We start from the raw sequence: 26,416 nt of genomic DNA, 5'->3' as shown, positions 1-26,416 counted from the left end.
CCATGGGCCCCCGCACGACCGCCGTCCGTGAACGCCGGCCCGCGGCGCGCTGCCCCCATGCGGCGCTGGCGCGCGGCTGCCGGCCTCGCGGCTGCCGGGCGCCGGCACGGCGGGTGCACGGAAGGCGGGTGCGCTACCACATCGGCTGTGAGCCAGGGCAGATCAACGGCAGGCGATGGCGTACGGGCGCCCGCGCCCCACACGTCCGCTGAGCGCCATACGTCTGTCGCCGTCCCCGCCCGCCGAGACGGGGGCCGACGGGCGGGCCCGTCAGTCCCGTCGGTCCTTGAGTCGCCGAAGTTCGGGCGAAGTCGCCGATGCGGTACGGGAGTTGATTCCGTCACCGCAGGTCTTCGGCCGTACGCGGCGACACGGGTGACGAGCGGCGGGCGACGTCGGCGCGGGCGCGGTGGGCGCGGCGCCTCAGTTGCGCCCGTACCCACGCCCAGGAACAACGCACGCACCTTCGCGTATCTGCTTCCGCACACCTGTACTTCACAAGGAGCACGTCGGATGTCCGACTTCTTTGTCCCCGACCCCGAAGGCCGAGTCCCCGACTCCGGCGGTTATTTCGGCGCCTTCGGCGGCAAGTTCATTCCGGAGGCGCTCGTCGCCGCCGTCGACGAAGTGGCCGTCGAGTACGAGAAGGCCAAGGCCGACCCGGTCTTCACGGCCGAACTCGAAGACCTGATGGTCAACTACACCGGTCGGCCCAGCCCCCTGACCGAGGTGCCGCGCTTCGCCGAACAGGCAGGCGGCGCCCGGGTCTTCCTCAAGCGCGAAGACCTCAACCACACCGGCTCCCACAAGATCAACAACGTGCTCGGGCAGGCCCTGCTGACCAAGCGCATGGGCAAGACCCGTGTCATCGCCGAGACCGGCGCCGGGCAGCACGGCGTGGCCACCGCCACGGCCTGCGCCCTCTTCGGCCTCGAATGCACCGTCTACATGGGCGAGATCGACACCCGCCGCCAGGCGCTGAACGTGGCGCGCATGCGGATGCTCGGCGCCGAGGTCGTGCCCGTCGCCTCCGGCAGCCGCACCCTCAAGGACGCCATCAACGAGGCGTTCCGCGACTGGGTCGCCAACGTCGACCGCACCCACTACCTCTTCGGCACGGTCGCCGGACCGCACCCCTTCCCGCAGCTCGTACGGGACTTCCACCGCGTGATCGGCGTGGAGGCACGCCGTCAGATCCTGGAGCGGGCCGGGCGGCTGCCGGACGCCGTCGCGGCGTGCGTCGGCGGCGGCTCCAACGCGATCGGGCTCTTCCACGCGTTCCTCGGCGACGAGGACGTACGGCTCGTCGGCCTCGAAGCGGCAGGGCACGGGGTCGACTCCGGCGAGCACGCGGCCACGCTCTCCGTGGGCGAGCCCGGCATCCTGCACGGCTCGCGCAGCTACGTACTCCAGGACGACGAGGGTCAGATCACCGAGCCGTACTCGATCTCGGCCGGGCTGGACTACCCGGGGATCGGGCCCGAGCACGCGTATCTGAAGCAGTCCGGACGCGGCGAGTACCGGCCCGTCACGGACGACGAGGCGATGCGCGCACTGCGGCTGCTGTCGGAGTCGGAAGGCATCATCCCGGCCATCGAGAGCGCTCACGCGCTCGCCGGTGCGCTGGAGTTGGGGCGTGAGCTGGGGCCCGAGGGGCTGATCCTGGTGAATCTTTCCGGACGCGGCGACAAGGACATGGACACCGCCGCGCGTTACTTCGGGCTCTACGACGAGGGGGCGGACCTGTGAGCGACATGAGCAGCGGCACGGAGGCGACCACGGCGCAGAACGGTCCCGGCTCACGCACCGACGGCCCCGGCTCGCGCACCGGCGGCATCGAGCTGCTGGACTCCGTGCTGGCGCGGGCGCGCGAGGAGGACAGGGCGGCGCTCGTCGGCTATCTGCCCGCCGGGTTCCCGACCGTCGACGGCGGAATCGAGGCGTGCGTCGCGCTGCTGGAGAGCGGCTGCGACATCGTCGAGGTGGGTCTGCCGCACAGCGACCCAGTGCTGGACGGCCCCGTCATCCAGACCGCCGACGACATCGCGCTGCGCGGCGGCGTCCGCATCGCCGACGTCGTGCGCACCGTGCGCGACGCACACGCGGCCACGGGCAAGCCGGTGCTGTGCATGACGTACTGGAACCCGGTCGACCGCTACGGCGTCGAGCGCTTCGCCGCCGAACTCGCCGAGGCGGGCGGCGCGGGCTGCATCCTGCCCGACCTCCCGGTGGAGGAGTCCGAGGGCTGGCGCAAGGCGGCCGAACAGCACGGGCTGGCCACGGTGTTCGTCGTCGCGCCCAGCAGCAAGGACGAGCGGCTGGCCAGGATCACCGCCGCGGGCAGCGGCTTCGTCTACGCCGCGTCGCTGATGGGCGTCACCGGCACCAGGGAGTCGGTGGGCCGGGAGGCACAGCGACTCGTGGCCCGTACGCGGGAGACGACGCGGCTGCCCGTGTGTGTAGGGCTCGGGGTCTCCAACGCCGCACAGGCGGAGGAGGTCGCCGCCTTCGCGGACGGCGTGATCGTGGGATCGGCCTTCGTCAAGCGGCTGCTGGCGCACCCGGACGATCTCCGTTCCGGGCTGGACGAGATCCGTACGCTCGCCGCCGAACTGGCCGAGGGGGTACGGCGGAGGCCCACGCGCCGGTCCCCGTAAGGCAGTTGGGCACAGGCGTTCCTCGCCGAGTTGCGTACCGCCCCGCGTCTCGCTCTTTCGGGCGAAACGCGGGGCGGTCGCGCAGGCGGTACGGGCTCTTGTTCGTTGGCTCACGGTGTGAAGAGCCAGAAGAAGAACGAAGAACGCCGGGACCGGGAAGGCAGCGAAGGCAGCGAGGGCCGGCGCACCGCGACGCAACGCATGAGGGCCTCGCGGGAACGGGAGCGCTCGGTGCAGCGGCTCGGCCGTCAGCTCAAGGTCGCGGGCGCCGTGGTGGCGCTGCTGGCCGTGGGCACCGGAGTCGCCGCCCTCGTCGCGCAGCAGACCGCGAAGAGCGGACGACACAAGGACGACGCGAAGGGGATCGCCGTGGGCAAGCGGAACGCTCCCGCGCAGCTCACCGTCTACGAGGACTTCCGCTGCCCGGCCTGCGGCCAGTTCGAGAACCGGTTCCGTAACACGATCCGGGGCCTGGAGAAGCGCGGCAAGCTCAGGACCGACTACCACCTCGTCACGATCATCGACGACAACCTCGGCGGCAAGGGCTCCCGCCGTGCGGCCAACGCGGCCGCGTGCGCGGAGGACGAGGGCAGGTTCCGCCAGTTCCACGACGTGCTCTACCGGCATCAGCCGCCCGAGCAGAAGGACGCCTTCGGCAGTACGAAGCGGCTCATCGAGCTGGCCGGGAAGGTGGACGGACTGGACGGCCCGCGCTTCCGTGAGTGCGTCGACGGCGGTGAGCACGACGGCTGGGTGAAGAAGACCGCCGCCGCCTTCAAGAAGTCGGGCCATCAGTCGACTCCCACCGTGCTGCTCGACGGGGAGAACATCTACGGACGCAGTGAGCCGCTGACCCCGGCGTCGCTGAGGGAGAAGGTCGAGTCGGCGGACTGACGCCGTCCAGCCGGGGCCGGGCCGCCCGCCGCGCCCGCCCGGCCTCCGGCCACCGGTCCGCCCCGGCCTGCCCCGTACCCCACCGGACCGCCTGCTCCGCGGCCGCTTCTGTGGTGAACGTCTCGTTCCGGCGGGCGCCCGCAGCGGTGCAGGTCGCGGGGGCCCGGCCGGTGGGCCGGGCCTGGCGGATAGGCACCGGTCAGGGGCCTGAGCCGATCGGCCGTTATGGAGCTGTTGCACAGGGTGCATTGCCGATGGCGAGGCCGGGCAATGTAGCGTCGGGACCGCCATGGAGATCCTTGCATTCATTCCCAGCCCCTCGGCCGGCGAGATCCATCTCGGTCCGGTGCCGCTGCGCGGCTACGCCTTCTGCATCATCATCGGCGTCTTCGTCGCCGTATGGCTCGGCGGCCGCCGCTGGGTCGAGCGGGGCGGCCGGGTCGGCACCGTCGCCGACATCGCCGTGTGGGCCGTGCCGTTCGGCCTGGTGGGCGGGCGTCTCTACCACGTCGTCACCGACTACCAGCTCTACTTCGGCGAGGGCCGCAACTGGGTCGACGCCTTCAAGATCTGGGACGGCGGGCTCGGCATCTGGGGCGCGGTCGCCCTCGGCGCCCTGGGTGCCTGGATCGGGTGCCGCAGGCGCGGCATCCCGCTTCCCGCGTACGCGGACGCGGTGGCCCCCGGGGTGGCGTTCGCGCAGGCGATCGGCCGCTGGGGCAACTGGTTCAACCAGGAGCTGTACGGGCGGGCCACGGATCTCCCCTGGGCGGTCGAGATCGACGCCCAGCACCGGCCCGTCGACACCCCCAGCCTGGCGACCTACCACCCGACGTTCCTCTACGAGTCCCTGTGGTGCGTGGGCGTGGGGTTCCTGGTGATCTGGGCCGACCGCCGCTTCAAGCTGGGGCACGGCCGTGCGCTGGGCCTCTACGTCGCGTCGTACACCGTCGGCCGCTTCTGGGTCGAGTATCTGCGCGTCGACGACGCCCACCACATCGCCGGGCTGCGGCTCAACGACTGGACGTCGATCCTCGTCTTCGTCGGTGCCGTCGTCGGCATCGTGATCTCCGCGAAGACCCGGCCGGGCAGGGAGAAGATCGTCGAGCCGGAGGCCGCCGGTGACGGTTCGTCTGCCGGTGGTTCCGGCGGCTCCGGTCGCTTGGGCGGCAGGAAGCACAAGGCCGGTGCTTCCGCCGCGTCTCCTGCTTCCCCCGAGGAAGCCGGGAGCAAGGGCGGCGACGGGAGCGACGGCGGAGCGCCGTCGGCCGTCTCCGCGCCGGAGAGTTCAAGCTGACGTCTGAGACGTCCGAGAGTTCGATCTGACGACCGGCGGTTCAATCTGGCGGCCGAGAGCCCGAGTTGACGTAGGGACTCCGGCGTTCCTATCGCCCTGTCTCCTCGCGGTCAGCCGCGACGCCTCGCCAGTGCCAGCGTGCGCCGGGCGCCAGCGACGACCGCCGCGTCGACGAACCTCCCGTCAGGGAGCGCCAGCGCGCCCGCTCTGCTCGCCGCCGCCTTCACGACCTCCTCCGCGGCCTCGGTCTCCTGGCGTGTGGGCAGATACGCCCGCTCGATGATCGCCAACTGGGACGGATGGACAGCCGTACGTCCGCAGAAGCCCAGCGCCCGTCCCTCGGCGCACGATCGGGCCAGGCCCGCGATGTCGGCGACGTCCGGATAGACGGACTGCGGTGGGGGAGCGAGACCGGCGGCGCGTGCCGCGACCACCGTGCGGCTGCGCGGCCAGGCCAGCCCCGCCTCGCCGGTCACGCCGAGCACCGCGCGCAGATCGGCCTCACCGAGCGCGATGCCGCGTACGGACGGATGCGCGGTGGCGATCGCGAAGGCGTTCTCGATGCCGAGGGCGGATTCGAGCAGCGCGTACAGCGGGGGTACGCCCACGCCGGAGCCGACGCCCGGCGATCCCGCGCCCGCGCCCGTGAGCGCATCCGCCTGCGCTCCCGCCCCCTCCCCACGGGCCTCCCTCGCCCACCGTGCGACTCGCAGCACGTCCTCCGGACCGTCGACCTTCGGCAGCCGCAGGCCCGCCAGCCCCGGCAGCCCGGCGAGGGCACGCACCTCGTCGGCGGCGAGCGGCCCGTCCAGCGCGTTGATCCGCACATGCACGGGCGGCCCGGGACGCGGCCGTGCGAGAAGGCCGGCCGTGGCGTGCAGTGCGTACGCCTTGCGCTCGGAGGCGACCGCGTCCTCCAAGTCGACGATCACCACATCGGCACCGGACGTGAGGGCCTTGCGTACCACTTCAGGACGGTCGCCCGGAGCGTAGAGCCAGGTCAGCGGAAACGACTCCGGACCCTGGGCGCCTTCGGGCGCGACCTCGTGCGGGCCTCCGCCCGGCACCTCGTGCGGGCCTCGGCTCTGACTCCCGTGCGCTCCGTCGGCGGTGTCGCTCAGCCTGCCGCCGTTCACAGTGCGCCGCCCTCCCGCAGCGTGGCGATCTCCCGTTCGTCCAGGCCGAGTTCGGCGAGAACGGCGTCCGTGTCGCGGCCGTGCGCCCGGCCCGCCCACTTGATCGCGCCGGGCGTCTCCGAGAGCCGGAAGAGGACGTTCTGCATGCGTACGGTGCCCAGTTCCTCGTCCTCGACCTCGGTGACGGAGCCCAGCGCACGGAACTGCTCGTCCTCCATCACGCCCCGGATGTCGTTGACCGTCGCCACGGCCGCCTCGGCCTGCTCGAACGCGGCGACGACCTCGTCGCGGCCGTGCCGTGCGATCCAGCCGCCGACCGCCTCGTCCAGCTCGTCGGCGTGCGCCGCGCGTCCCGCGCCCGACGCGAACCACGGCTCGTCGATGAACTCCGGGCGCCCGACGAGCCTCAGCACGCGCTCCGCCACCGACTGCGCGGACGTCGAGACGGCCAGCCAGGCGCCGTCCGCAGTGCGATAGGTGTTCCGGGGCGCGTTGTTGGCGGAGCGGTTGCCCATACGGGGCTGTACATAGCCGAGTTGGTCGTACCAGAGGGGCTGCGGGCCGAGCGCGATGAGCATCGGCTCGATGATGGACATGTCGACGACCTGCCCTCGGCCGGTCGACTCCCTGCCGCGCAGCGCCGCCATGACCGCGTACGACGTGGCCAGTGCGGCGATGGAGTCGGCGAGACCGAACGGCGGCAGCGTCGGCGGGCCGTCCGGTTCGCCGGTGATCGCGGCGAATCCGGTCATGGCCTCGGCGAGGGTGCCGAAGCCGGGGCGCCGCGCGTACGGGCCGAACTGCCCGAAGCCGGTGACCCTCGCGAGCACCAGCCGGGGGTTGGCGGCCGAGAGCCGGTCCCAGCCCAGGTCCCACTTCTCCAGGGTGCCGGGGCGGAAGTTCTCGATGACGACGTCCGAGCGGGCGGCCAGGCGCAGCAGCACGTCATGGCCGCCGGGCGTCGACAGGTCGAGGGTGACGTTGCGCTTGTTGCGGCCCAGCAGCTTCCACCACAGGCCGACGCCGTCCTTGGCGGGGCCGTGGCCACGGGACGGGTCGGGACGGCGCGGATGCTCGACCTTGATGACGTCCGCGCCGAAGTCGCCGAGCATGGTGGCGGCGAGCGGGCCCGCGAAGAGCGTCGCGAGGTCGAGCACGCGGAGCCCGTCGAGCGGGCCGGGCCGCGGGCGGGCGGAGTCCGCATGCGGCGGGCGAGGCGCTTGGTTCATGAGGGCGTCCGGCTTCCGTTGAGCGTGGCGGCGAAGGCGTCGGTCTCGGTGCGGTACGGCATGGACGCGGACGCGCCCGGCCGCTGTACGGACAGGGCGGACGCCGCGGACGCCCAGGTCAGCGCGTCGGGCATGGCACGGCCTTCGCCGCGGGCGACGGCCAGCGCGCCGACGAAGGTGTCACCGGCGGCGGTCGTGTCCTCGGCCTTCACCCGGGGTGCGGGAATCCACAGCGGTTCCGCGTCCCGTACGGCGTAGAGGGAGCCCTTCTCGCCGAGCGTCACGACCACCTCGGGTACGTGGGCCAGCAGCGAGGCGGCGGCGTCACGTGGGTCGGATTTGCCGGTGAGCACGGCGGCCTCGTGTTCGTTGGGCACCAACAGCCCGGTGACGGCGAGGAGTTCGGACGGCAGCGGACGGGCGGGCGCGGGGGTGAGGACGACGCTCACGCCGTGTTCCCAGGCGGTGCGGGCCGCGGCGATCACACCGGGGAGCGGGATCTCCAGTTGGAGGAGGAGGGCGTCGGCGGCGGCGATGCGCTGTTCGTCGCCGTCGGCGAGGCCGTCGACGGTGCCGTTGGCGCCGGGCACGACGACGATCGCGTTGCCGCCGTCGTCGTCGACGACGATGTGGGCGGTGCCGCTCTCACCCTCGACGGTGCGCAGCCCGGTCGTGTCCACGCCCGCGTCGGCCAGCGAGGCGCGCAGCCGCACGCCGAAGTCGTCCTCGCCGACGGCTCCGATCATCGAGACGGAACCGCCCGAACGGGCGGCGGCGACCGCCTGGTTGGCGCCCTTGCCGCCGGGGACGGTACGGAAGGCGCGGCCGGTGACGGTCTCGCCCCGGCGGGGTGCGGTCTCGACGTAGGCGACGAGGTCCATGTTGGTGCTGCCCAGCACGGCGATCGCCGGTCGTGGCAGGGAACTTGGCGTCGTGTCGGTCACGGTGCGGAGGTCTCCTGTCGGTCTCGGCCGGTGGCACCGGCTGACGGGCCGTACGGGTGCGGCTGTTCGAACCCCCCATGCGCGTACGCAGGTTCGTGTGGAACGGACGGATGCGGCACGGCCAGGTCACGGGTGAGAGCGGCAAGGGCGTCGAAGCCGGTGCCGTCGAAGCCGCGGACGCTGGTGGCCAGCCGGTTCTTCAGCGGTGCGGTCCATCGGGAGGGCAGTACGCCGGGCGAGCCCGCGAGGAGTCCCGCGACGGAACCGGCGGTGGCGCCGACCGAGTCGGTGTCCCAACCCCCGGACACCGCACGGCAGACGGAGCCGGTGAAGTCGCCTCGCGCATGGGTGAGCGCGGCGGCGAGCAGCGCCGCGTTGGGCAGCACATGCACCCAGTGGTGGTGCCCGTACTCGCGGTGGAGACGGTCGACCACGGACTCGAACCCGGCGGCGTCGCCCGCCGGTTCGGCGAGTGCCGCCTCGATGCCGAAGCCGACGGCACGGGCGAGACGGGAACGCGGCGGCACGACCCGCAGCCCGGTACGCAGACAGGACACGACGTCGGGGGAGTCGACGGAGGCCGCCTCGGCGACGACGGCGGCGGCGAACATCTCCCCGTAGACGCCGTTGCCGGTGTGGCTCAACACGGCGTCGCGCCAGGCGAGTTCGGCAGCCGTACCCGGATCGCCGGGGTGGGTCCAGCCGAAGACGTCGGCTCGGATCTGCGCGCCGATCCACTCACGGAACGGGTTGTGACGGCGGGCGGTCTCCGGTGGCTCCAGGCCGTCGAGGAGGTTGCGGTAGGCGATGCGTTCGGCGGTGAAGGTGCGGCCCGCGGGCAGCTCGTCCAGCCAGAGCGAGGCGACGTCCGCGGTGGTGAAGGCGTTCCCGTGACGCTGGAGCAACAGCAGGCCCAGCAGTGGGTAGTTGAGGTCGTCGTCCTCGGGCATGCCGTCGATGTTCTCGGCGAGAGAGGTGGCCGCGCTGCGGCGGTTCCACGGCAGCCGCCTCAACGTGGCGTCGGGCAGGCCGACTTGGGTGAACCAGCCGTCGAGCGGCCAGTTGCCCGTGGCGCGGGCGATCTCGCGGATGCCGTCGAGCGGCATCTTCTCGACGGGCTTGCCGAGGAGACAGCCCGCGGCACGGCCGAGCCACGCGGCCTCCAGACGCTCCCGCAGGCCCTCGTCGCCGCCCATGCGGCCGTGGGGCGGACCCGTCGCGTGGCCGTGGCGGCTCCGGCCAGTCCGGGCACGCCGCTTTCACAGCGGCGAGATCCGTGGGCTCGTCGTCGGCCAACGGGGAGGGGAGCAGGGCGAGTTCATCCAGGAGACGCAGCGCCGTAGCACGCAGCCGCGCATCGGCGGGCGCCTCGGACGCGCCCGCCCGCTCGGGCGCGGGCGCGCCTCCCGCATCGCGCCACACCCGTTCGACCCCGGAGACGTCACGGCCGTCCTCTGCTGCCTGCCGTAGCTCGTGCCCGAGCAGATCCTCGGGCTGCACCCAGGTCAGCCGCATCATGAACCGTCCTCGGCGGTGCGGGGCGCGCCGGGTGCGCCGCTCGTACGGGCGTCACCGGTGCCGGTGGCACGGGCCCCGTCGGTCTCCTGTGGCGCCTGTGCCGAACTGCCGCCGCTGCGGCCCGGGTTCGCCTCCCCGTCGTCGTCCGGTGCGATGGCGCGGAACGCGGCCTCGTGGGCCCTGCGGCGTCCCAGGTCGCGTTCGAAGACCTCACGTGCGACCTTCGCGAGCGAAGCCGCCGGGGCGTGCAGATCGAGTCTGCTGGCGCGTGCGACCTCCGTGCCCCACTCCTCCGGTACGGCGTCAGCGCCCCGCATGGCGCCGACGACGGCGCCGCTCATCGTGGCGATGGAGTCGCAGTCGCGCCCGTAGTTGACCGAACCCAGCACCGTACGGCGGAAGTCGCCGCCGCCGACGAGCAACATGCCCAGGGCGACGGGCAGTTCCTCGATGGAGTGCAGCCGCGAGGGGCGGCGGGCGCCCAGCGACGGGTTGCGGTACTCCGGGCCGACCGTGTCGTACGGGGCGACCGCGTCGCGCAGCGGCTTCAGCGCCTCCTCGAAGGCGCCGTATCCGGCGGCCACTTCGCACACCGCCGCGATCGCCTCCCGGGTGCCGTCCTTCGCCAGCGCCAGCACGTCCTCCACGACGGACTGCGGTGTCGCGCCCGGTCCGCACGCCGAGGCGACCGCCGCGGCGAAGACCCCGGCGGCCTCACGCCCGTAGGACGACTGGTGAGCGCCCGCCACATCCAGCGCCTCGGCGTAAGCACCCGCGGGATTACCGGCGTTGACCAGCCCCACGGGCGCCATGTACATCGCCGCACCGCAGTTGACGATGTTCCCCGTGCCCGCCTCGCGCGGGTCGGCGTGGCCGTAGTGGAGCCTTGCGACGATCCACTTCTCCGCGAGGAAGAGCCGCTGCAACGGCAGTGCCTCCGCCTCGAGTTCGGGAATCCAGCGGGGATCGCCCATCAGATCCGGCACCAGATGCTCGGCGACGTCGTACGCGCCGAGGTGGTCGCGGACCTTCTCATAGACCCGCACCAGAGCGTGGGTCATCAGGGTGTCGTCGGTGACGTGGCCGTCGCCCTTGTGGTACGGGGCGATCGGCCTTGCGTTGCGCCAGTCCTCGTAGAACGGGCCGACGATGCCCTCCACCCGTCCGCCGTGGCGCTCCACGATCTGCTCGGGGCTCCAGCCCTCGACGGGCCCGCCGAGGGCGTCGCCGACCGCGGCCCCGACGAGGCAGCCGGTGACGCGGTCCTCCAGCGTCGGCGTGCCCGTACTCGCGTCGGGGCTCGCGGACTTGTCCGCGGACTCACCCGCACACGTATCCGAGGGCGCCTCGCCGGACGGGCCGGTGGAGGCGGATGCGGTCGTCGGTGCGGAGATCGGTGTGGGCCTCATACGCAGGTCGTTCCTTCCGCGAAAGTGCCCTCGGGCGTGGTCAGTTCGGTCTGTACGAGCAGTTCGGCCAGCTCGACGAGGTCTCTTCCGGCGAGGCGCGGCAGGGCGCAGCCGGAGAGCGTGCGGCATGCCTTCCGCCAGCTCCCGGGGATGGCCGCACCGCCGCCGATCGCACCCGTCAACGCGCCCGCGAGGGCAGGAGCGGAGTCCGCGACGCGGGAGAGACAGGCCGCCGCCGGTACCGCCTCGGCGATCGAGCCGCCCCCGGCGAGGCAGAGCGCCAGCGCTACGGGAACGGTCTCGGCGGCGGCGATGCCGTAGCTGTAGATGTGGTCGACGATCTCGTGCTCCAGCACCGGCACGAGGGCGAAGGCGTTGCCCGCGCCGCCGGGCCGGTCGGCGGCGGCCTCGCGGGCGAGGCGTACGGCGTGCCGCGCGTTGCGGCGGATCTCCGTACCGGAAGGCAGTTGGACCATCGCCGCCGCGACACATGTCTCCGCGTCCGAGCCGCCGAGCGCCGCGGCGACGGCCGCCGCCATGGCACGGGCGCCGTGCACGCCGTCGCCGTCCTGTGTGTAGCGGGCGTCGCACTCGGCGAGGTCGGCGGCACGGGACGGACTTCCGGGGTGGACGGTCGCCAGCACGGCCGCGCGTACGCAGGCGGCGTCGTCGAAGAAGTGCGGATTGTCGTGGCCTGTCGCCGGGGGCCGCAGGCCCGTCGCGAGGTTCCCCAGCCCGGCCCGTACGGAGATGCGGGCACGCAGCGGCAGCACCGCCGACTCCACCTCGGGAGCGCGGCCCGCGGCGGCGGCGACCTCACCGGCGAGTTCGTTCCAGGCGAGGTCGACGGCGGCGCGGATTCTGCGGTCCCGGCCCAGGTCGCTCAGCAGCGCACCCGCGGCGGTGAGCACCGACTCCGCGGTGAACGCGGCCCATTCGGCGTCGTCGGAGGGGCCCAGCCGCAGCGGCTCGGGCGGCTGGTTGAGCGCGATGGGCACCGGGAGGGTGGTGGTGGCGTTGTGCTCGGCGAAGGTGTCCAGCTCACGGGTGAGCCTGCGCGTCCACTCCGGCATACGGGAAGCGCGGTGCCGTGCCGCGGGCCACCCGGCGGCGTCGCCCGCGGCGATGCCCAGCAGCAGGCCCTCGATACGGCGCGGGTCCGGGGGCGGTTCACTGCCGGCGGGGGCGGCAGCGGCCGCGCGGCGGGCGCCGACTCGGCCGCCGGCGGCGTCACTTGGGCCGTCTCCGGTCCCGGTCCCGGCCCGTGTCCCGGTCCCGGCCCGTGTCCCGGTCCCGGTCCTTGTCCCGGCCCCGTTGCCGTCTCCCGCGAGGCCGTGGGCACCGGCGCCGCCGTGGACGCCCGTACTGCCGTCCGTACCGGCTTGTGCGGCGCCCCCCAGGCGGACTGCCCCTCCGCCTGACCCCGTACCGCTCATCGCCGCGTCCTCTTCTTCGTCGCACCGTCTCGGCTCTCGGCACCGTCACGGTTCTCGGCACCGTCACGGTTCTCGGCGTCGTCACGGCTCTTGGCACGGCTCTTGGCGCCGCCGCGGCCGGACGTCCCCCGCCGTGAAGAACCCGGGGCCGAGCCCGGGGGAGTGTCCGAGTGCTCGGGGAGCGGCGTGAGCAACTCCGCGATGTCCAGGACGTGATAGCCCGCCATCGACGGCAGACAACTCCCTCGTGCGGGCCCGATCTCCGCCGCCCACTCCTCGGGCACGGCACCCGCACCGCCCAGAGCCCCGGCGAGCGCGCCCGCGACGGCGGCCGTCGTATCGGCGTCGCGTCCCATGTTGACGGCGGTCAGCACGGAGTCCCTGAAGTCGCCCTGGGCGACGGCGAAGGCGCCGAACGCCAGCCCCACCGCCTCCGGCGCCAGATCCATCCACGGATAGCCGCCGATCACCACGGCCGAACGCACGGCACGCTCCCGCCCCAGCCGCGTGGCGTCGCGGTCGTGGCGGGCGCGTTGCGCTGTGGCGACGGCGCGGCGCAGCGAGCGTGCCGTCCAGGAGTCCTCCGGTACGACGGAGAGCGCGGCGGCGATCACGGCGTCCGTACCGCGCCCCACCATCGCGGCGGCCACACCCGCGGCGACGGCCTGGCCTCCGTAGATGCCCTCGCCGTCGTGGCTGACGGTGCCGTCGAGAGCGACGAGGCGCGCGGCCTCGGCCGGGCGCCCGGCGGCGAAGATCCCGAACGGCGCGGCACGCATGGCCAGTCCGTCGCTCCACGCGTGCCGGTGCTGTGCCGAGATGGGGGCGGCCAGGCCGCGCCGGAGGTTCTCCAGGGTGCCGCGCTCGCTGAACCCGGCACCCCGGAAAGGGCCCTCGTCGAGGTTGGCGATCCAGCGGTGCCACGCCTCCTCGACGTGCGCGAGGGTCAATTCGGAGCCGTGCTCGGCGAGCATCAGGCCGGAGAAGACGGCGTACTCGGTGTCGTCGGTGCCCGACGGCTCCTCCTCCACGAAGCCCTCGATGCGGCCCCAACGCTCCCTGATCTGCGACGGTTTCATGTTCTCGGCGGGCGCGCCGAGCGCGTCGCCGACCGCGAGCCCCAGCATTCCGCCGCGTGCCCTCTCACGCAGATCCGCGGGCGCGGGGACGTTCGGCGCCGCCTTCCGCGCGGGGGACGTCCCTTCCGCGGACGGCGCCGGTACGGGGGCGGGCGGATGCTCCCGTGCGGGAAAGGGGGCGGAGGGTGCCGGGGAGGCGGGGGCTGCGCTCATGGTGCGGATTGCCGTTCTGTGCCGTTGTTCCTGCGTCTGTTCCGTTGATCCGTAGCTGTTGCTGCTGCCTGTTGCCGCTGTCGTAGCTGCTGCTGTTTGCCGTCGTTTGCTGTTGTTTGCCGTCTTTCTGCGCGTTCGCTCTCTGCTGCCGTTCTCGGTTCTTCGCTCCGTGCCCGTGCGCCCGTGCGCCCGGGCCTCGCTCTCGCTGCCGTACGTCGCCGGTCAGCGCTGATACCTGGCGAGGATGCGGTTGCCGTCGACGACGAGCTTGTCCCGCAGGGCGCGCAGGCCGATGCCGCCCGCGTAGTACTCCTGGAGGGCGGGCGTGGCGACCTTGTCCTTCCACTCCGGGTAGCCGCGTACGCCCAGTACGGGCGACGCCCGCAGGTCGGAGGCGATCCGAAGCCCGGTGCTCCAGCCGTACTTCCCGGTGTCGAGGGCCGGATCGCGCAGTGCCTCACGTCCGGTGGGAACGAGCCAGTCGCCCTTCGCGAGACGAGCCATGTGGCCGGGGCGGGTCAGGAACGCGATGAACGCCATGGCTGCCTCCTTCCGCGAGGTGTCCTGGGAGACGGACAGGGTCTGCGGGCTCACGCCCTGGAGTTGTCCCCCGCCCTTCGTGCCGCGCCCGGCGGGCATCGGCAGCGTCACCCATTCGAAGTCGTCCGGTGCCTGCTGCTGGACCTGCTGCCGGAAGGAGAAGTTGAGCGGCACGATCGCGTACCGGCCCGCGAAGAAGCCCGGAAGCGTGTCGGAACCGGCCATGCCGAGGGTGCTTCTGGCCGCCGTACGGTCCTCGTTGACCTGGCGGTGGATCAGTTCGAAGACGCGGGAGTCGGCGTCGTCGAAGCGCACGACGTTCTTTCCGTGCTCGCGGTGGAAGACGGCGCCGCCGGTGCTCATCGCCAGATTGACGGACTGGTTGACGGGTTCCTTCATCGACCAGGCGACGCCGTATCTGCGGTCGCGTCCCCGGCCGTGGGTCAGTTCCTTGGCGACGTCCTCGAACTCGCCCCAGCTCCAGGGCCGTTCGGCGGTCGGTATCCGTACGCCGGACTTCTCCAGCAGCCTGCGGTCGGCTATCAGTACGCGTGGGTCGTGCAGGAACGGCACTCCGTACACGCCGCCCTCGATGGTGGCGGTGTCCCAATTGGCCTGCGATATCTGCTGCTTGAGGTCTTCGGGCAGCAGCGGGCGGAGGTCGGCGAGATAGCCGCCGTGGGCGAAGTCGGTGAGGTCGTTGGCCTCGTCGTGGATGATGTCGGGCGCCTCACCCCCCTCGAAGGACGTGAGCAACTGGTCGTGCACGGACTCCCAGGCGCCCTGCACATAGCGGACCCGTGCCTTCGGATGGCGCCTGTTCCACTCGGCCACCAGCGCCTTGTTGACCGCGATGGACTCCTTCTGCCAGGCCAGGCTGAGGAAGTCCATCGGCCCGGAGTCGCCGCCACCGGTGGTCGCGCAGCCGCCGAGCAGGGCGGGGGCTCCGGCCGCTCCGGCCGTCGCCGCCGCTGTGAGGAAGTCGCGGCGCCTCATCAGCCCTTCACCGCCCCGCTCATCACGCCGCTGACCAGCCTCCGCTGGAGCAGCGCGAAGAACAGCAGGCTGGGCAGGGTCGCCATCAGCGCCGCCGCGGCCAGCGGCCCCAGGTCGGCGGCGCCCTCGGCGCCTATGAAGTGGGTGAGGATCACGGACATCGTCTGCTTCTCCGGCGACTTGAGCAGGACCAGGGCGAAGAAGAACTCGTTCCAGGCGGTGACGAAGGAGAACATCACCGTCGCCACCAGCCCCGGCGTGAGCAGGGGGAGTACGACGCTGCGCAAGGTCCGCAGCCGTCCGCAGCCGTCGATGGCGGCGGCCTCCTCCAGCGAGGCGGGCACGGCGCGCACATAGCCCTGGAGCATCCACAGCGCGAACGGCAGGTTCCACACCACGTACACGAGGACGAGCCCGGTGAGGGAGTCGATGAGGTGGAAGCTCTTCAGCACCAGGAACAGCGGGATGATCACCAGCACGAAGGGGAACATCTGGCTGACCAGAATCCAGCCCGTGGCCGCCTTGCCGACCACCGAGCGGTATCTGGCCATCGCGTACGCGGCGGGCACCGCGATCGCCACCGAGACCGCCGCCGCGCACGAGGCCACGATGACGCTGTTGAGCGCCGAACGCGCCAGCGGCTGCTGCCCGAATGCGGCGGTGAAGCTGTCCAGTGACGGGTGCCGGGGCAGCCAGGACGCGTCCACCGAGCCCAGTTCCTGAGGGGACTTGAAGGCCGTCGACAGCAGCCACAGGAGAGGGAAGGCGAGGAAGACCAGATAGCAGAGCAGGGCCAGATACTGGCCGGCGCGGGCCGCGCCCGAGCGCAGAGCGGTCCCTGATCGGGGCCCTGATCGGGGCCCTGGCCGGGGCCCTGGCCGGGTCCCTGACGGGGTCACAGGCCGGGAAGTCGGCCGGGTCGCTGGGCGGGTCACTGGTCGTCCTCCCTCAGCCGGTTGCGCAGAAAGACCGTCAGCAGCACGGCTACGACCGCGACCATCACCAGCCCCATCGCGGCGGCGTAGCCGAACTGCCCGTAGCGGAACGCCTCTTCGTATGCGAAGAGCATCGGCAGCCGCGTCGCCCCGCCCGGTCCTCCGCCGGTGAGCACGTAGACCAGGCCGAAGGAGTTGAAGTTCCAGATGAAGTCGAGCGCCGTGATCGCCAGCACCACGGGCTTCAGCGCGGGCCAGGTCACCGAACGGAAGCGCTGCCACAGGCCCGCGCCGTCCAGCGCCGCGGCCTCGTGCAGATCCAGCGGTACGTTCTGGAGCCCCGCGAGCAGTACGACCGTGGTCTGCGGCATGCCCGCCCACACGCCGACCACGATCACCGCGGGCAGGGCGAGCGAGATCCCGGCGAGCCAGTCGACGTTCTCGGAGATCAGATGCAGGTCGCGGAGCGTGGAGTTGAGGATGCCCGCGTCCTGGTTGTAGACGAGCCGCCACATCACGCCGACGACGACCTCGGGCATCGCCCACGGCACGAGCGCGAGCGTGCGGGCCAGCCAGCGGAACCGGAGGTTCTGGTCGAGCAGCAGCGCGAGGCCGAGCGAGAGCAGCAGTTGCAGTGCCGTCACGGACACGGCCCATACGAGGCCGATCCTGAAGGAGTCCCAGAAGAGCGAATCCAGCCGCAGATCGGACAGGTTGGCGAGGCCGGTGAATCTGGTGACCTCCCTGCGGCCGGACTGGGCGTCGGTGAAGGCCAGCGAGAGTCCGTACAACAGCGGGCCCGCGCTCAGCAGCAGCACCGGCAGCAGAGCGGGCAGCAGCAGGAACCAGGCGTCGCGGTCGAGACCGAGGGCCCGCTTGCGGGCCGCCGTGGTACGGGGCGGCGGGGTGCCGGTGCTCGCGGAAGGCGAGACGCCGGTCCCGGTGGCGGTGGCGCTCATGGGGCGACCTCCCCGGGGAGGCGGTCGCCGGGGGAGGGCGCGCCGGATTCCGATGCGCCGGATTCCGATGCGCCGGGAGCCGAGGGGCCGTACGCCGCCCGGTCGGACGCCGGGTCGGAGGAGGCCCGTACGACCAGGCGCGGCGTGACCGTCCGCACTCGCGGCGGCGGCTCCTTCCGCTGCCCCGTCCCCTGCCCCTGCCCGGACCCGGAGATCCGCTCCAGCAGCATCTGCGCCGCGATCCTCCCGCGCTCGGCCGAGCCGAGATCGACGCTGGTCAGCGGCGGCCATCCGGCCCGTACGAGCACGGTGTCGTCCATCCCCGCGACCGCGACGTCCCCGGGGATGCGCAGCCCGCGAGAGTGCAGGGCCTGCGAGGCGCCGAGCGCGAGCTGGTCGTTGGCGCAGAAGACGGCGTCGAACCCGGGACCGCCGGAGCCGCTCGCGCCCCGGGCCCGGTCCAGCAGCCGGTGCAGTGAGCGGGCGCCGTCCTCGATCGTGAACTCGGTGGTCACCTCCAGCTCCGGGTCCGCGGGCAGCCCGCACGCCTCCAGCGCCCGGCGGTAGCCGAGGCGGCGGTTGCGCCCCGGCACGGTGTCGCCGGGCCCGTTGACGAACGCGATACGGCGTCGGCCCGTGGCGGCCAGATGCCGCACCGCCAGCTCGGCCCCGGTGACGGAGTCGGCGCGGACGCTGTCGACCGGCGGTGCCTCGTCGGGCAGCGAGCCGATGACCACCACGGGCTGTGCGGCGGTGCGCAACGCCTCGACGTGCTCCGGGGTGACGCGGATCGGGCAGAGGATCAGCCCGTCGCTCGTACGGTCGGCGAGGCTGCGCACGACGGCGAGTTCGTCCTCGGCGACGGCGTCGGTCGAGTGCAGCAGCAGGCGGTAGCCCTCGGCCTTGGTGATGGCCTGTATCTGCCGGACCATCGCGACGTAGACGGGGTTGCCGATGTCCTGCATGGCGAAGGTGAGCTGCCTCGTACGGCCGCCCTTGAGGGAGCGGGCCACGGCGTTGGGCACATAGCCGACCTCGGCGGCTGCCCGCTCCACGCGGCTTATGGTCTCGGGCCGCGCACCGTGCCCGTTGAGTACGCGGGAGACCGACGCTATGGAGACACCGGCGCGCTCTGCGATCGTCTCGACGGTGGGGGCTCCCCCTGTCGTCACCACGGTCCGACCGCCCCTCATATGTACGTGCGCCGCTGGAAACGTTTACAGCCACGGTCCGGCATCCTCCGGCCACGGATCGCACTCGTCAACCCCTGTGGACAAGATCGCGGCCGAGAACCGCGCCGGGGTCGGAGATCGAGATCGGAGATGAGATCGGGGATCGGGATCGGGTCGGGTCCGGCGAAGCGAGCGCCGCGCTCGCGGTCTCGCCGACCGCCGCCCTCGACCCCGCCGGCGCCCCTCCTCACCAGGTAAGTTCGGCCTTCCTTGCTGGCGGGCCCGCTCGTCTCGCGCATACCTTCGAGGTGTCGATGGGGACGGAGCACGGCGGTGCCGCGGCCTCGCGGCGGTGCTCCGTACGGGAGGGAAGCGGACAAGACATGGCGGTCATGGAGCGCGACACAGGGCACAGCGTGGATCACCGGGATCACACCCACACACACCGGGACATCAACGGCGGCTGGCTGCGCCCCGCCGTCTTCGGCGCCATGGACGGCCTGGTCTCCAACCTCGGCCTGGTCGCCGGCGTCGCCGGCAGCGACGCCTCGAACAAGGTCATCGTCATCTCGGGGCTCGCCGGACTCGTGGCAGGCGCGTTCTCGATGGCCGCGGGCGAGTACACCTCCGTCGCCTCGCAGCGCGAACTCGTACAGGCCGAGCTGGAGGTCGAGCGACGTGAGCTGCGGCGCCACCCCGAGGACGAGCTGAAGGAGCTGGCGGCGGTCTACGAGTCGCGCGGCGTGGAGCCCGACCTGGCGATGGAGGTCGCCCGGCAGCTCCACGAGGACCCGGAGCAGGCGCTGGAGACGCACGCCCGCGAGGAGCTGGGCGTCGACCCCGGCGATCTGCCGTCCCCGGCGACCGCCGCGGTCTCCTCGTTCCTGTCCTTCTCCGTCGGCGCCGTGCTGCCCGTGCTGCCGTATCTGCTGGGTGCCACGTCGCTGTGGTACGCGGTGGTGCTGGCTCTCGCCGGGCTCTTCGCCTGCGGTGCGATGGTCGCCCGGGTCACCGCGCGCAAGTGGTGGTTCAGCGGGCTGCGGCAGCTCGCGCTGGGTGCGGCTGCGGCGGCCGTGACGTACGGGCTGGGCGCGGTCTTCGGGGTCGCCCTCGGCTGAGGTTCCGGACAGCGGTCCCAGGCAGCGGTCCCAGGCAGCGGTCCCAGGCGGAGGTCACCGGCTGAGGTCCGGGGCCGAGATCCAACGCTTCCGGGCTCTGAGATCACGAGGGCCCGGACCGGGGCCCGTCTGAGATCGTGGGATGTGGCCCTGGACCGAGCCCGTGCCCGGTGCCCGGACGCGGACCCCAGGGCCGGAAACAGGGCTGAGCTGCGGGCCGGGCGCCGCCGGTGCCTGGCCCCGGCGCCGCCGGCCCCGTTACGATCTCCTTGTTACTTCTCGGTTTCAGGTCACCTGTAGCGGGGCAAAAGCCCGAAGGCCCGCGGGCAACGACGCTCGCAACGGGCCCGCCCACACCCCTGCTGCACAGGGGCCACCCACGCCCCCGCCGCAGGTCCCGGGACCAACCCTTCTCGTATCGACATGTGGTCGTCGCGCCCACGATCCGAGACGCGACGTCATTTTTTCGGGTTCTGGTCCACCATGTAATCTTCACGGAAATTTGTTCAGCGGAGGGCCAACGTCGTCCCTCGGCCCCCGGCCCCGCCGGGAGACCCCGCCCCCCAGGCGCTCGCCGGGGGAGCACAAGCCATGACGACGACGGGAGAGCCGATGCGTGCATCGTTTCAGGCGGCCCACCCTGCCAAGCAGGGCATGTACGACCCCCGGTACGAGCACGACGCCTGCGGTGTCGGCTTCGTGGCCACCCTGACCGGTGAGCCCAGCCACGCCCTCGTCGAGCAGGGGCTGACCGTACTGCGGAACCTGGAACACCGCGGCGCCACCGGCTCGGACCCCGACACCGGCGACGGCGCCGGCCTGCTGCTCCAGGTCCCCGACGGCTTCCTCCGCGAGACCGCCGGCTTCCCCGCTGCCCCCCGCGGGCGGCTACGCCGTCGGCATCGCCTTCCTGCCCGCCGAGGAGTCCGACGCAGCCGAAGCCGTCTCGCAGATCGAGACACTGGCGTCCGAGGAGGGTCTGACCGTACTCGGCTGGCGCGAGGTGCCCGTCGCACCGGAGCTGCTGGGCCCCGGCGCCCGCGCGACCATGCCGTCCTTCCGCCAGCTCTTCGTGAAGGACGCGACCGCCGACAAGGACACCGGCGCCCCCCGTACGGGAATCGCACTGGACCGGCTCGCCTTCGTGCTGCGCAAGCGGGCCGAGCGGGAGGCCGGGGTCTACTTCCCCTCGCTCTCCTCCCGCACCCTCGTCTACAAGGGGATGCTGACCACCGGGCAGTTGGAGCCGTTCTTCCCCGACCTGTCCGACCGGCGCTTCGCCAGCGCCATCGCGCTGGTGCACTCCCGCTTCTCCACCAACACCTTCCCGAGCTGGCCGCTGGCGCACCCGTACCGCTTCGTCGCGCACAACGGCGAGATCAACACCGTCCAGGGCAACCGCAACTGGATGCGTGCCCGTGAGTCGCAGCTCGCGTCCGAGCTGTTCGGACGCGGCACCGACGCCGGTGAGGACGAGCAGCGCAAGGCCCTGGAGCGGATCTTCCCCGTCAACACCCCCGGCGCGTCCGACTCCGCCACCTTCGACGAGGTGCTGGAGCTGCTGCACCTCGGCGGGCGTTCCCTGCCGCACTCGGTGCTGATGATGGTGCCCGAGGCGTGGGAGAACCACGACTCGATGAGCCCCGCCCGCCGGGCGTTCTACCAGTACCACTCGACGATGATGGAGCCCTGGGACGGCCCCGCCTGCGTCACCTTCACCGACGGCACCCAGGTCGGCGCCGTGCTCGACCGCAACGGGCTGCGCCCCGGCCGGTACTGGGTCACCGACGACGGGCTCGTCGTGCTCGGCTCCGAGGTCGGCGTCCTCGACATCGACCCCTCCCGCGTGGTGCGCAAGGGCCGGCTTCCAGCCGGGCCGCATGTTCCTCGTCGACACCGCCGAGCACCGCATCATCGAGGACGACGAGATCAAGGAGCAGCTCGCCTCCGAGCACCCCTACGAGGAGTGGCTGGAGGCCGGGCTGATCGACCTCGCGGACCTGCCGGACCGCGAGCACATCGTCCACACGCACGCCTCCGTCACGCGACGCCAGCAGACCTTCGGCTACACCGAGGAGGAGCTGCGCGTACTGCTGGCGCCCATGGCCAAGACCGGGGCGGAGCCCATCGGTTCCATGGGTACCGACTCGCCGATCGCCGCGCTCTCCGACCGTCCGCGGCTGATCTTCGACTACTTCACACAGCTCTTCGCGCAGGTCACCAACCCGCCGCTGGACGCCATCCGCGAGGAGCTGGTCACCTCGCTGCACTCGTCGCTCGGCCCGCAGGGCAATCTGCTGGAGCCGACCGCCGCGTCCTGCCGCAGCGTGACCCTGCCCTTCCCCGTCATCGACAACGACGAGCTGGCCAAGCTCATCCACATCAACGCCGACGGCGACCTGCCCGGCTTCAAGGCCACGACGCTCTCCGGCCTCTACCGGGTGCACGAGGGCGGCAGGGGCCTGGCCGAACGCCTCAAGGAGATCTGCGTAGAGGCCGACGCCGCCATCGAGGCAGGCGCCCGCCTCATCGTGCTCTCCGACCGGCACTCCGACGCCGAGCACGCCCCGATCCCGTCGCTGCTGCTGACCTCGGCCGTACACCACCATCTGATCCGTACGAAGCAGCGCACCCAGGTCGGCCTGCTCATCGAGGCAGGCGACGTGCGCGAGGTGCACCACGTCGCGCTGCTCATCGGCTACGGCGCCGCCGCCGTCAACCCCTACCTCGCCATGGAGACCGTCGAGGACCTGGTGCGGGCAGGCACCTTCCTGCCCGGCGACACCGACCCCGAGGCCGCCATCCGCAACCTGATCAAGGCGCTCGGCAAGGGCGTGCTGAAGGTGATGTCCAAGATGGGCATCTCCACCGTCGCCTCCTACCGCGGCGCCCAGGTCTTCGAGGCCGTCGGCCTGGACGAGTCCTTCGTCGACACCTACTTCCACGGCACGACGACGAAGATCGGCGGGGCCGACCTGGACGTCATCGCCAAGGAGGTCGCCGCCCGCCACGCTAAGGCGTACCCGGCCACCGGCATCGCCCCGGCTCATCGGACCCTGGACATCGGCGGCGAGTACCAGTGGCGCCGCGAGGGCGAGCCGCATCTGTTCGACCCGGACACGGTCTTCCGCCTCCAGCACTCCACGCGGACCCGCCGCTACGACATCTTCAAGCAGTACACGCAGCGCGTCGACGAGCAGTCGGAGCGCCTGATGACGCTGCGCGGCCTCTTCCAGCTCAAGGGCGACCGGCCGTCGGTGCCCATCGAGGAGGTGGAGCCCGTCAGCGAGATCGTCAAGCGGTTCTCCACCGGCGCCATGTCGTACGGCTCCATCTCGCAGGAGGCGCACGAGACCCTCGCCATCGCCATGAACCAGCTCGGCGGCAAGTCCAACACCGGCGAGGGCGGCGAGGACCCCGTACGCCTCTACGACCCGGCCCGCCGCTCGGCGATCAAGCAGGTCGCCTCCGGCCGCTTCGGCGTCACCAGCGAATACCTCGTCAACTCCGACGACATCCAGATCAAGATGGCCCAGGGCGCCAAGCCCGGCGAGGGCGGCCAGCTCCCCGGCCACAAGGTCTATCCGTGGGTCGCCAAGACCCGGCACTCCACGCCCGGCGTCGGCCTCATCTCGCCGCCGCCGCACCACGACATCTACTCCATCGAGGACCTAGCCCAGCTCATCCACGACCTGAAGAACGCCAACCCCAGGGCCCGTATCCACGTCAAGCTCGTCTCCGAGGTCGGCGTCGGCACGGTCGCGGCGGGCGTCAGCAAGGCACACGCCGACGTGGTGCTCATCTCCGGGCACGACGGCGGCACCGGCGCCTCCCCGCTGACCTCGCTCAAGCACGCGGGCGGCCCCTGGGAGCTGGGCCTGGCCGAGACGCAGCAGACACTGCTGCTCAACGGTCTGCGCGACCGCATCGTCGTGCAGACTGACGGGCAGCTCAAGACCGGCCGTGACGTGATCGTCGCCGCGCTGCTGGGCGCCGAGGAGTTCGGCTTCGCCACGGCGCCGCTGGTGGTCTCCGGCTGCGTGATGATGCGCGTGTGCCACCTGGACACCTGCCCGGTCGGCATCGCCACACAGAACCCGGTGCTGCGCGAGCGCTACAACGGCAAGGCCGAATTCGTCGTGAACTACTTCCAGTTCATCGCCGAAGAGGTACGGGAACTCCTCGCGGAGCTCGGCTTCCGCACCCTCGACGAGGCCATCGGGCACGCCGAACTCCTCGACGTGTCCCGCGCCGTGGACCACTGGAAGGCGCAGGGACTGGACCTGGAGCCCCTGCTGCACGTCCCGGACCTGCCCGACGGCGCCGTCATGCACCAGGCCGTCGAGCAGGACCACGGCCTCGCCAAGGCCCTCGACAACGAGCTGATCAAGTTGTCCGCGGACGCGCTGTCCGCCGATTCCGCGCAGGAGGCACAGCCCGTACGCGGCCGCATCGCGATCCGCAACATCAACCGGACCGTCGGCACGATGCTCGGCCACGAGGTGACGAAGAAGTTCGGCGGTGCCGGGCTTCCCGACGACACCATCGACATCACCTTCACCGGCTCGGCGGGCCAGTCCTTCGGGGCGTTCCTGCCGCGCGGCGTGACGCTGCGCCTGGAAGGCGACGCCAACGACTATGTGGGCAAGGGCCTTTCGGGCGGCCGGCTCGTGGTCCGTCCCGACCGGGACGCCGACCACCTCGCCGAGTACTCGACGATCGCGGGCAACACCCTCGCCTACGGCGCCACCGGCGGCGAGATGTTCCTGCGCGGACGCGTCGGCGAGCGATTCTGCGTACGCAACTCCGGTGCGCTGGTGGTCTCCGAAGGCGTCGGCGACCACGGCTGCGAGTACATGACGGGCGGCGCGGCCGTCGTACTGGGCGAGACCGGCCGTAACTTCGGCGCCGGCATGTCCGGCGGCATCGCCTACGTCATCGACCTCGACCCGGACAACGTCAACGCGGGTCTGCGCGACGCCGTCTACGGCCACGAGGACCTCGACGACGTGGACCGGCAGTGGCTGCACGACGTCGTGCGCCGCCACCACGAGGAGACCGGCTCGACCGTCGCCGAGGCCCTGCTGGCCGACTGGGACACGGCCCTCACCCGCTTCGGCAAGGTCATTCCCGCCACGTACAAGGCAGTGCTCGCCGCCAAGGACGCCGCCGAGCAAGCGGGACTCAGCGAGTCCGAGACCCACGAGAAGATGATGGAGGCGGCGACCAATGGCTGACCCCAAGGGCTTCCTGAACACCGACCGTGAGGTCGCGCAGTCCCGTCCCGTCGAGGAGCGGGTCAAGGACTGGAACGAGGTGTACGTACCGGGCTCGCTGCTGCCCATCGTCAGCAAGCAGGCCGGGCGCTGCATGGACTGCGGCATCCCCTTCTGCCACCAGGGATGCCCGCTGGGCAATCTGATCCCCGAGTGGAACGACTACGCCTACCGCGAGGACTGGCAGGCGGCCATCGAGCGGCTGCACGCGACGAACAACTTCCCCGAGTTCACGGGGCGGTTGTGCCCGGCGCCGTGCGAGTCGGCGTGTGTGCTCGGCATCAACCAGCCGCCGGTGACCATCAAGAACGTCGAGGTCACCATCATCGACAAGGCGTGGGACAACGGGCACGTCACGCCGCAGCCGCCGGAGCGGCTCTCCGGTAAGACGGTCGCCGTCATCGGCTCCGGCCCGGCCGGTCTGGCGGCGGCGCAGCAGCTCACGCGTGCGGGCCACACCGTCGTCGTCTACGAGCGTGCCGACCGGCTCGGCGGGCTGCTGCGCTACGGCATCCCCGAGTTCAAGATGGAGAAGCGGCACATCAACCGCCGTATCGAGCAGATGCGTACGGAGGGCACCAAGTTCCGTACGGAGGTGGAGATCGGCCGCGACATCGACGCGAAGAAGCTGCGCAAGCGGCACGACGCGGTCGTCATCGCGGCAGGCGCCACCACGGCGCGCGATCTGCCGGTGCCCGGCCGCGAGTTGAACGGCATCCACCAGGCGATGGAGTATCTGCCGCTGTCCAACAAGGTGCAGGAGGGCGACCTGACGGTCTCCCCGATCAGCGCCGAGGGCAAGCACGTCGTCGTCATCGGCGGCGGCGACACCGGCGCCGACTGCGTCGGTACGGCACACCGCCAGGGCGCCGCCTCGGTGACGCAGTTGGAGATCATGCCGAAGCCGGGGGAGGAGCGGGCACCGCACCAGCCGTGGCCGACCTTCCCGATGCTCTACAAGGTCACCTCCGCGCACGAGGAGGGCGGCGAGCGCGTCTACTCCGTCAACACCACGCACTTCGAGGGCGACGAGGACGGCAACGTCCAGTGGCTGCACCTGGTCGAGGTGGAGATGAAGGACGGCAAGCCGGAGTCCAAGCCGGGCACCGAGCGGAGGATTCCCGCCCAACTGGTCACCCTGGCAATGGGGTTCACCGGTGTGGACCGGGAGAACGGTCTTGTCGAGCAGTTCGGCGTCGAACTCGACGAGCGCGGCAACGTCGCCCGTGACGGCAACTACGCGACCAGCGTCGACGGCGTCTTCGTCGCGGGCGACGCGGGCCGCGGCCAGTCGCTGATCGTCTGGGCCATCGCCGAGGGACGCTCGGCGGCCAAGGGCGTCGACCGCTATCTCATGGGCGCCAGCGCGCTTCCGTCGCCCATCGCGCCCACGGACCGCGCGATGGCGGTCTGAGCCTCAGCCTCCGCCTGAGCGGGCCGGGGGTTTCCGCACGGCCACGGCACTCGCCCCTCCCCGACCGGGGCGGGTGCCGTGGTGTGCTTGCGTACCGTGCGGCGCGGTTCCGCCCGTGCGGCACCGGCGGCGGGGTGCCGGCCGGTGCCGTGGAGCCCGCGTCGGGGGTGCGCCAGGCGGGGCAGACGCGCGGC

17 protein-coding genes and 2 pseudogenes are annotated in these 26,416 nt (G+C 72.0%); 8 read left to right on the top strand and 11 right to left on the bottom strand.

Annotated elements, in window-relative coordinates; translation table 11 throughout:
- Nucleotides 1–2 precede the first annotated feature (2 nt).
- From trpM to lgt, 5 genes are all read left to right on the top strand, one after another.
- Nucleotides 3–212, top strand: a complete 210-nt coding sequence (gene trpM / locus MMA15_RS04655) for a tryptophan biosynthesis modulator TrpM (RefSeq protein WP_241057693.1) — start codon at nt 3–5, stop codon at nt 210–212.
- Between the two features lie 301 nt (nt 213–513).
- The gene (trpB, locus tag MMA15_RS04650) at nt 514–1,749 is read left to right on the top strand and encodes a tryptophan synthase subunit beta (RefSeq protein ID WP_241057692.1); all 1,236 of its coding nucleotides are present in this window, start codon (nt 514–516) and stop codon (nt 1,747–1,749) included.
- Between the two features lie 5 nt (nt 1,750–1,754).
- Nucleotides 1,755–2,657: a tryptophan synthase subunit alpha gene (gene trpA / locus MMA15_RS04645; protein WP_277400770.1), complete on the top strand. Its 903-nt coding sequence runs from the start codon at nt 1,755–1,757 to the stop codon at nt 2,655–2,657.
- A gap of 117 nt (nt 2,658–2,774) precedes the next feature.
- Nucleotides 2,775–3,551: a DsbA family protein gene (locus tag MMA15_RS04640; RefSeq protein WP_308290504.1), complete on the top strand. Its 777-nt coding sequence runs from the start codon at nt 2,775–2,777 to the stop codon at nt 3,549–3,551.
- A 289-nt stretch (nt 3,552–3,840) separates the two neighbouring features.
- Nucleotides 3,841–4,848, top strand: coding sequence for a prolipoprotein diacylglyceryl transferase (gene lgt, locus MMA15_RS04635; protein WP_241057690.1), 1,008 nt, complete (start codon nt 3,841–3,843; stop codon nt 4,846–4,848).
- Between the two features lie 110 nt (nt 4,849–4,958).
- Here lgt and MMA15_RS04630 read toward each other — a convergent pair whose 3' ends face one another.
- The 11 genes and pseudogenes from MMA15_RS04630 to MMA15_RS04580 all read right to left on the bottom strand — a co-directional run bounded on the left by MMA15_RS04630 (nt 4,959) and on the right by MMA15_RS04580 (nt 18,417).
- Complete coding sequence (locus tag MMA15_RS04630) at nt 4,959–5,915, bottom strand: HpcH/HpaI aldolase/citrate lyase family protein (protein ID WP_372498319.1); 957 nt, start codon at nt 5,913–5,915, stop codon at nt 4,959–4,961.
- Between the two features lie 65 nt (nt 5,916–5,980).
- The gene (locus MMA15_RS04625; protein WP_241057689.1) at nt 5,981–7,213 is read right to left on the bottom strand and encodes a CaiB/BaiF CoA transferase family protein; all 1,233 of its coding nucleotides are present in this window, start codon (nt 7,211–7,213) and stop codon (nt 5,981–5,983) included.
- Nucleotides 7,210–8,094, bottom strand: a complete 885-nt coding sequence (locus MMA15_RS04620; RefSeq protein WP_241062988.1) for a ribokinase — start codon at nt 8,092–8,094, stop codon at nt 7,210–7,212. Before MMA15_RS04620 ends, MMA15_RS04625 begins: the two co-directional genes overlap by 4 nt.
- 194 nt (nt 8,095–8,288) lie before the next feature.
- Nucleotides 8,289–9,675 (bottom strand): annotated as a pseudogene (locus MMA15_RS04615) (ADP-ribosylglycohydrolase family protein); the annotation flags it as partial.
- Complete coding sequence (locus tag MMA15_RS04610; protein WP_241057688.1) at nt 9,672–11,084, bottom strand: ADP-ribosylglycohydrolase family protein; 1,413 nt, start codon at nt 11,082–11,084, stop codon at nt 9,672–9,674. The gene MMA15_RS04610 and the pseudogene MMA15_RS04615, both read right to left, overlap by 4 nt.
- Nucleotides 11,081–12,520, bottom strand: a complete 1,440-nt coding sequence (locus MMA15_RS04605; RefSeq protein WP_241057686.1) for an ADP-ribosylglycohydrolase family protein — start codon at nt 12,518–12,520, stop codon at nt 11,081–11,083. Before MMA15_RS04605 ends, MMA15_RS04610 begins: the two co-directional genes overlap by 4 nt.
- Nucleotides 12,517–13,812, bottom strand: coding sequence for an ADP-ribosylglycohydrolase family protein (locus tag MMA15_RS04600; protein ID WP_505016607.1), 1,296 nt, complete (start codon nt 13,810–13,812; stop codon nt 12,517–12,519). The genes MMA15_RS04605 and MMA15_RS04600 overlap by 4 nt, the downstream gene beginning before the upstream one ends.
- A gap of 222 nt (nt 13,813–14,034) precedes the next feature.
- Nucleotides 14,035–15,348, bottom strand: coding sequence for an ABC transporter substrate-binding protein (locus MMA15_RS04595; protein WP_241057682.1), 1,314 nt, complete (start codon nt 15,346–15,348; stop codon nt 14,035–14,037).
- Entirely contained in the window at nt 15,348–16,178 is an 831-nt protein-coding gene (locus MMA15_RS04590; protein WP_241062986.1) for a carbohydrate ABC transporter permease, read from the bottom strand. The genes MMA15_RS04595 and MMA15_RS04590 overlap by 1 nt, the downstream gene beginning before the upstream one ends.
- A 101-nt stretch (nt 16,179–16,279) precedes the next feature.
- Complete coding sequence (locus MMA15_RS04585; protein WP_241057681.1) at nt 16,280–17,242, bottom strand: carbohydrate ABC transporter permease; 963 nt, start codon at nt 17,240–17,242, stop codon at nt 16,280–16,282.
- Nucleotides 17,239–18,417, bottom strand: coding sequence for a LacI family DNA-binding transcriptional regulator (locus MMA15_RS04580; protein ID WP_241057680.1), 1,179 nt, complete (start codon nt 18,415–18,417; stop codon nt 17,239–17,241). Before MMA15_RS04580 ends, MMA15_RS04585 begins: the two co-directional genes overlap by 4 nt.
- 380 nt (nt 18,418–18,797) lie before the next feature.
- On the opposite strand from MMA15_RS04580, the gene MMA15_RS04575 reads away from it, so the two are divergent.
- From MMA15_RS04575 to MMA15_RS04565, 3 genes and pseudogenes are all read left to right on the top strand, one after another.
- Nucleotides 18,798–19,532 (top strand): VIT1/CCC1 transporter family protein, encoded by a 735-nt coding sequence (locus MMA15_RS04575; protein WP_241057679.1) that lies wholly within the window; start codon nt 18,798–18,800, stop codon nt 19,530–19,532.
- Between the two features lie 654 nt (nt 19,533–20,186).
- A pseudogene (gene gltB, locus MMA15_RS04570) lies at nt 20,187–24,769 on the top strand (glutamate synthase large subunit).
- A complete protein-coding gene (locus MMA15_RS04565; RefSeq protein ID WP_241057678.1) occupies nt 24,762–26,222 on the top strand; it encodes a glutamate synthase subunit beta in 1,461 nt (486 codons plus the stop codon). Before gltB ends, MMA15_RS04565 begins: the two are co-directional and overlap by 8 nt.
- The last annotated feature ends 194 nt before the right edge of the window (nt 26,223–26,416 follow it).

The organism is Streptomyces marispadix (assembly GCF_022524345.1).
In the GTDB taxonomy this organism is placed as follows: domain Bacteria; phylum Actinomycetota; class Actinomycetes; order Streptomycetales; family Streptomycetaceae; genus Streptomyces; species Streptomyces marispadix.
This window is presented reverse-complemented; position numbering and strand designations above follow the sequence as displayed.

What these genes read in the sequence shown, in the direction of transcription:
- trpM (WP_241057693.1), top strand. Translation starts at nt 3, where the DNA reads ATGGGCCCCCGCACGACCGCCGTCCGTGAACGCCGGCCCGCGGCGCGC.
- trpB (WP_241057692.1), top strand. Translation starts at nt 514, where the DNA reads ATGTCCGACTTCTTTGTCCCCGACCCCGAAGGCCGAGTCCCCGACTCC.
- trpA (WP_277400770.1), top strand. Translation starts at nt 1,755, where the DNA reads ATGAGCAGCGGCACGGAGGCGACCACGGCGCAGAACGGTCCCGGCTCA.
- lgt (WP_241057690.1), top strand. Translation starts at nt 3,841, where the DNA reads ATGGAGATCCTTGCATTCATTCCCAGCCCCTCGGCCGGCGAGATCCAT.
- MMA15_RS04625 (WP_241057689.1), bottom strand. Translation starts at nt 7,213, where the DNA reads ATGAACCAAGCGCCTCGCCCGCCGCATGCGGACTCCGCCCGCCCGCGG.
- MMA15_RS04620 (WP_241062988.1), bottom strand. Translation starts at nt 8,094, where the DNA reads ATGGACCTCGTCGCCTACGTCGAGACCGCACCCCGCCGGGGCGAGACC.
- MMA15_RS04610 (WP_241057688.1), bottom strand. Translation starts at nt 11,084, where the DNA reads ATGAGGCCCACACCGATCTCCGCACCGACGACCGCATCCGCCTCCACC.
- MMA15_RS04605 (WP_241057686.1), bottom strand. Translation starts at nt 12,520, where the DNA reads ATGAGCGGTACGGGGTCAGGCGGAGGGGCAGTCCGCCTGGGGGGCGCC.
- MMA15_RS04600 (WP_505016607.1), bottom strand. Translation starts at nt 13,812, where the DNA reads ATGAGCGCAGCCCCCGCCTCCCCGGCACCCTCCGCCCCCTTTCCCGCA.
- MMA15_RS04595 (WP_241057682.1), bottom strand. Translation starts at nt 15,348, where the DNA reads ATGAGGCGCCGCGACTTCCTCACAGCGGCGGCGACGGCCGGAGCGGCC.
- MMA15_RS04585 (WP_241057681.1), bottom strand. Translation starts at nt 17,242, where the DNA reads ATGAGCGCCACCGCCACCGGGACCGGCGTCTCGCCTTCCGCGAGCACC.
- MMA15_RS04575 (WP_241057679.1), top strand. Translation starts at nt 18,798, where the DNA reads ATGGCGGTCATGGAGCGCGACACAGGGCACAGCGTGGATCACCGGGAT.
- MMA15_RS04565 (WP_241057678.1), top strand. Translation starts at nt 24,762, where the DNA reads ATGGCTGACCCCAAGGGCTTCCTGAACACCGACCGTGAGGTCGCGCAG.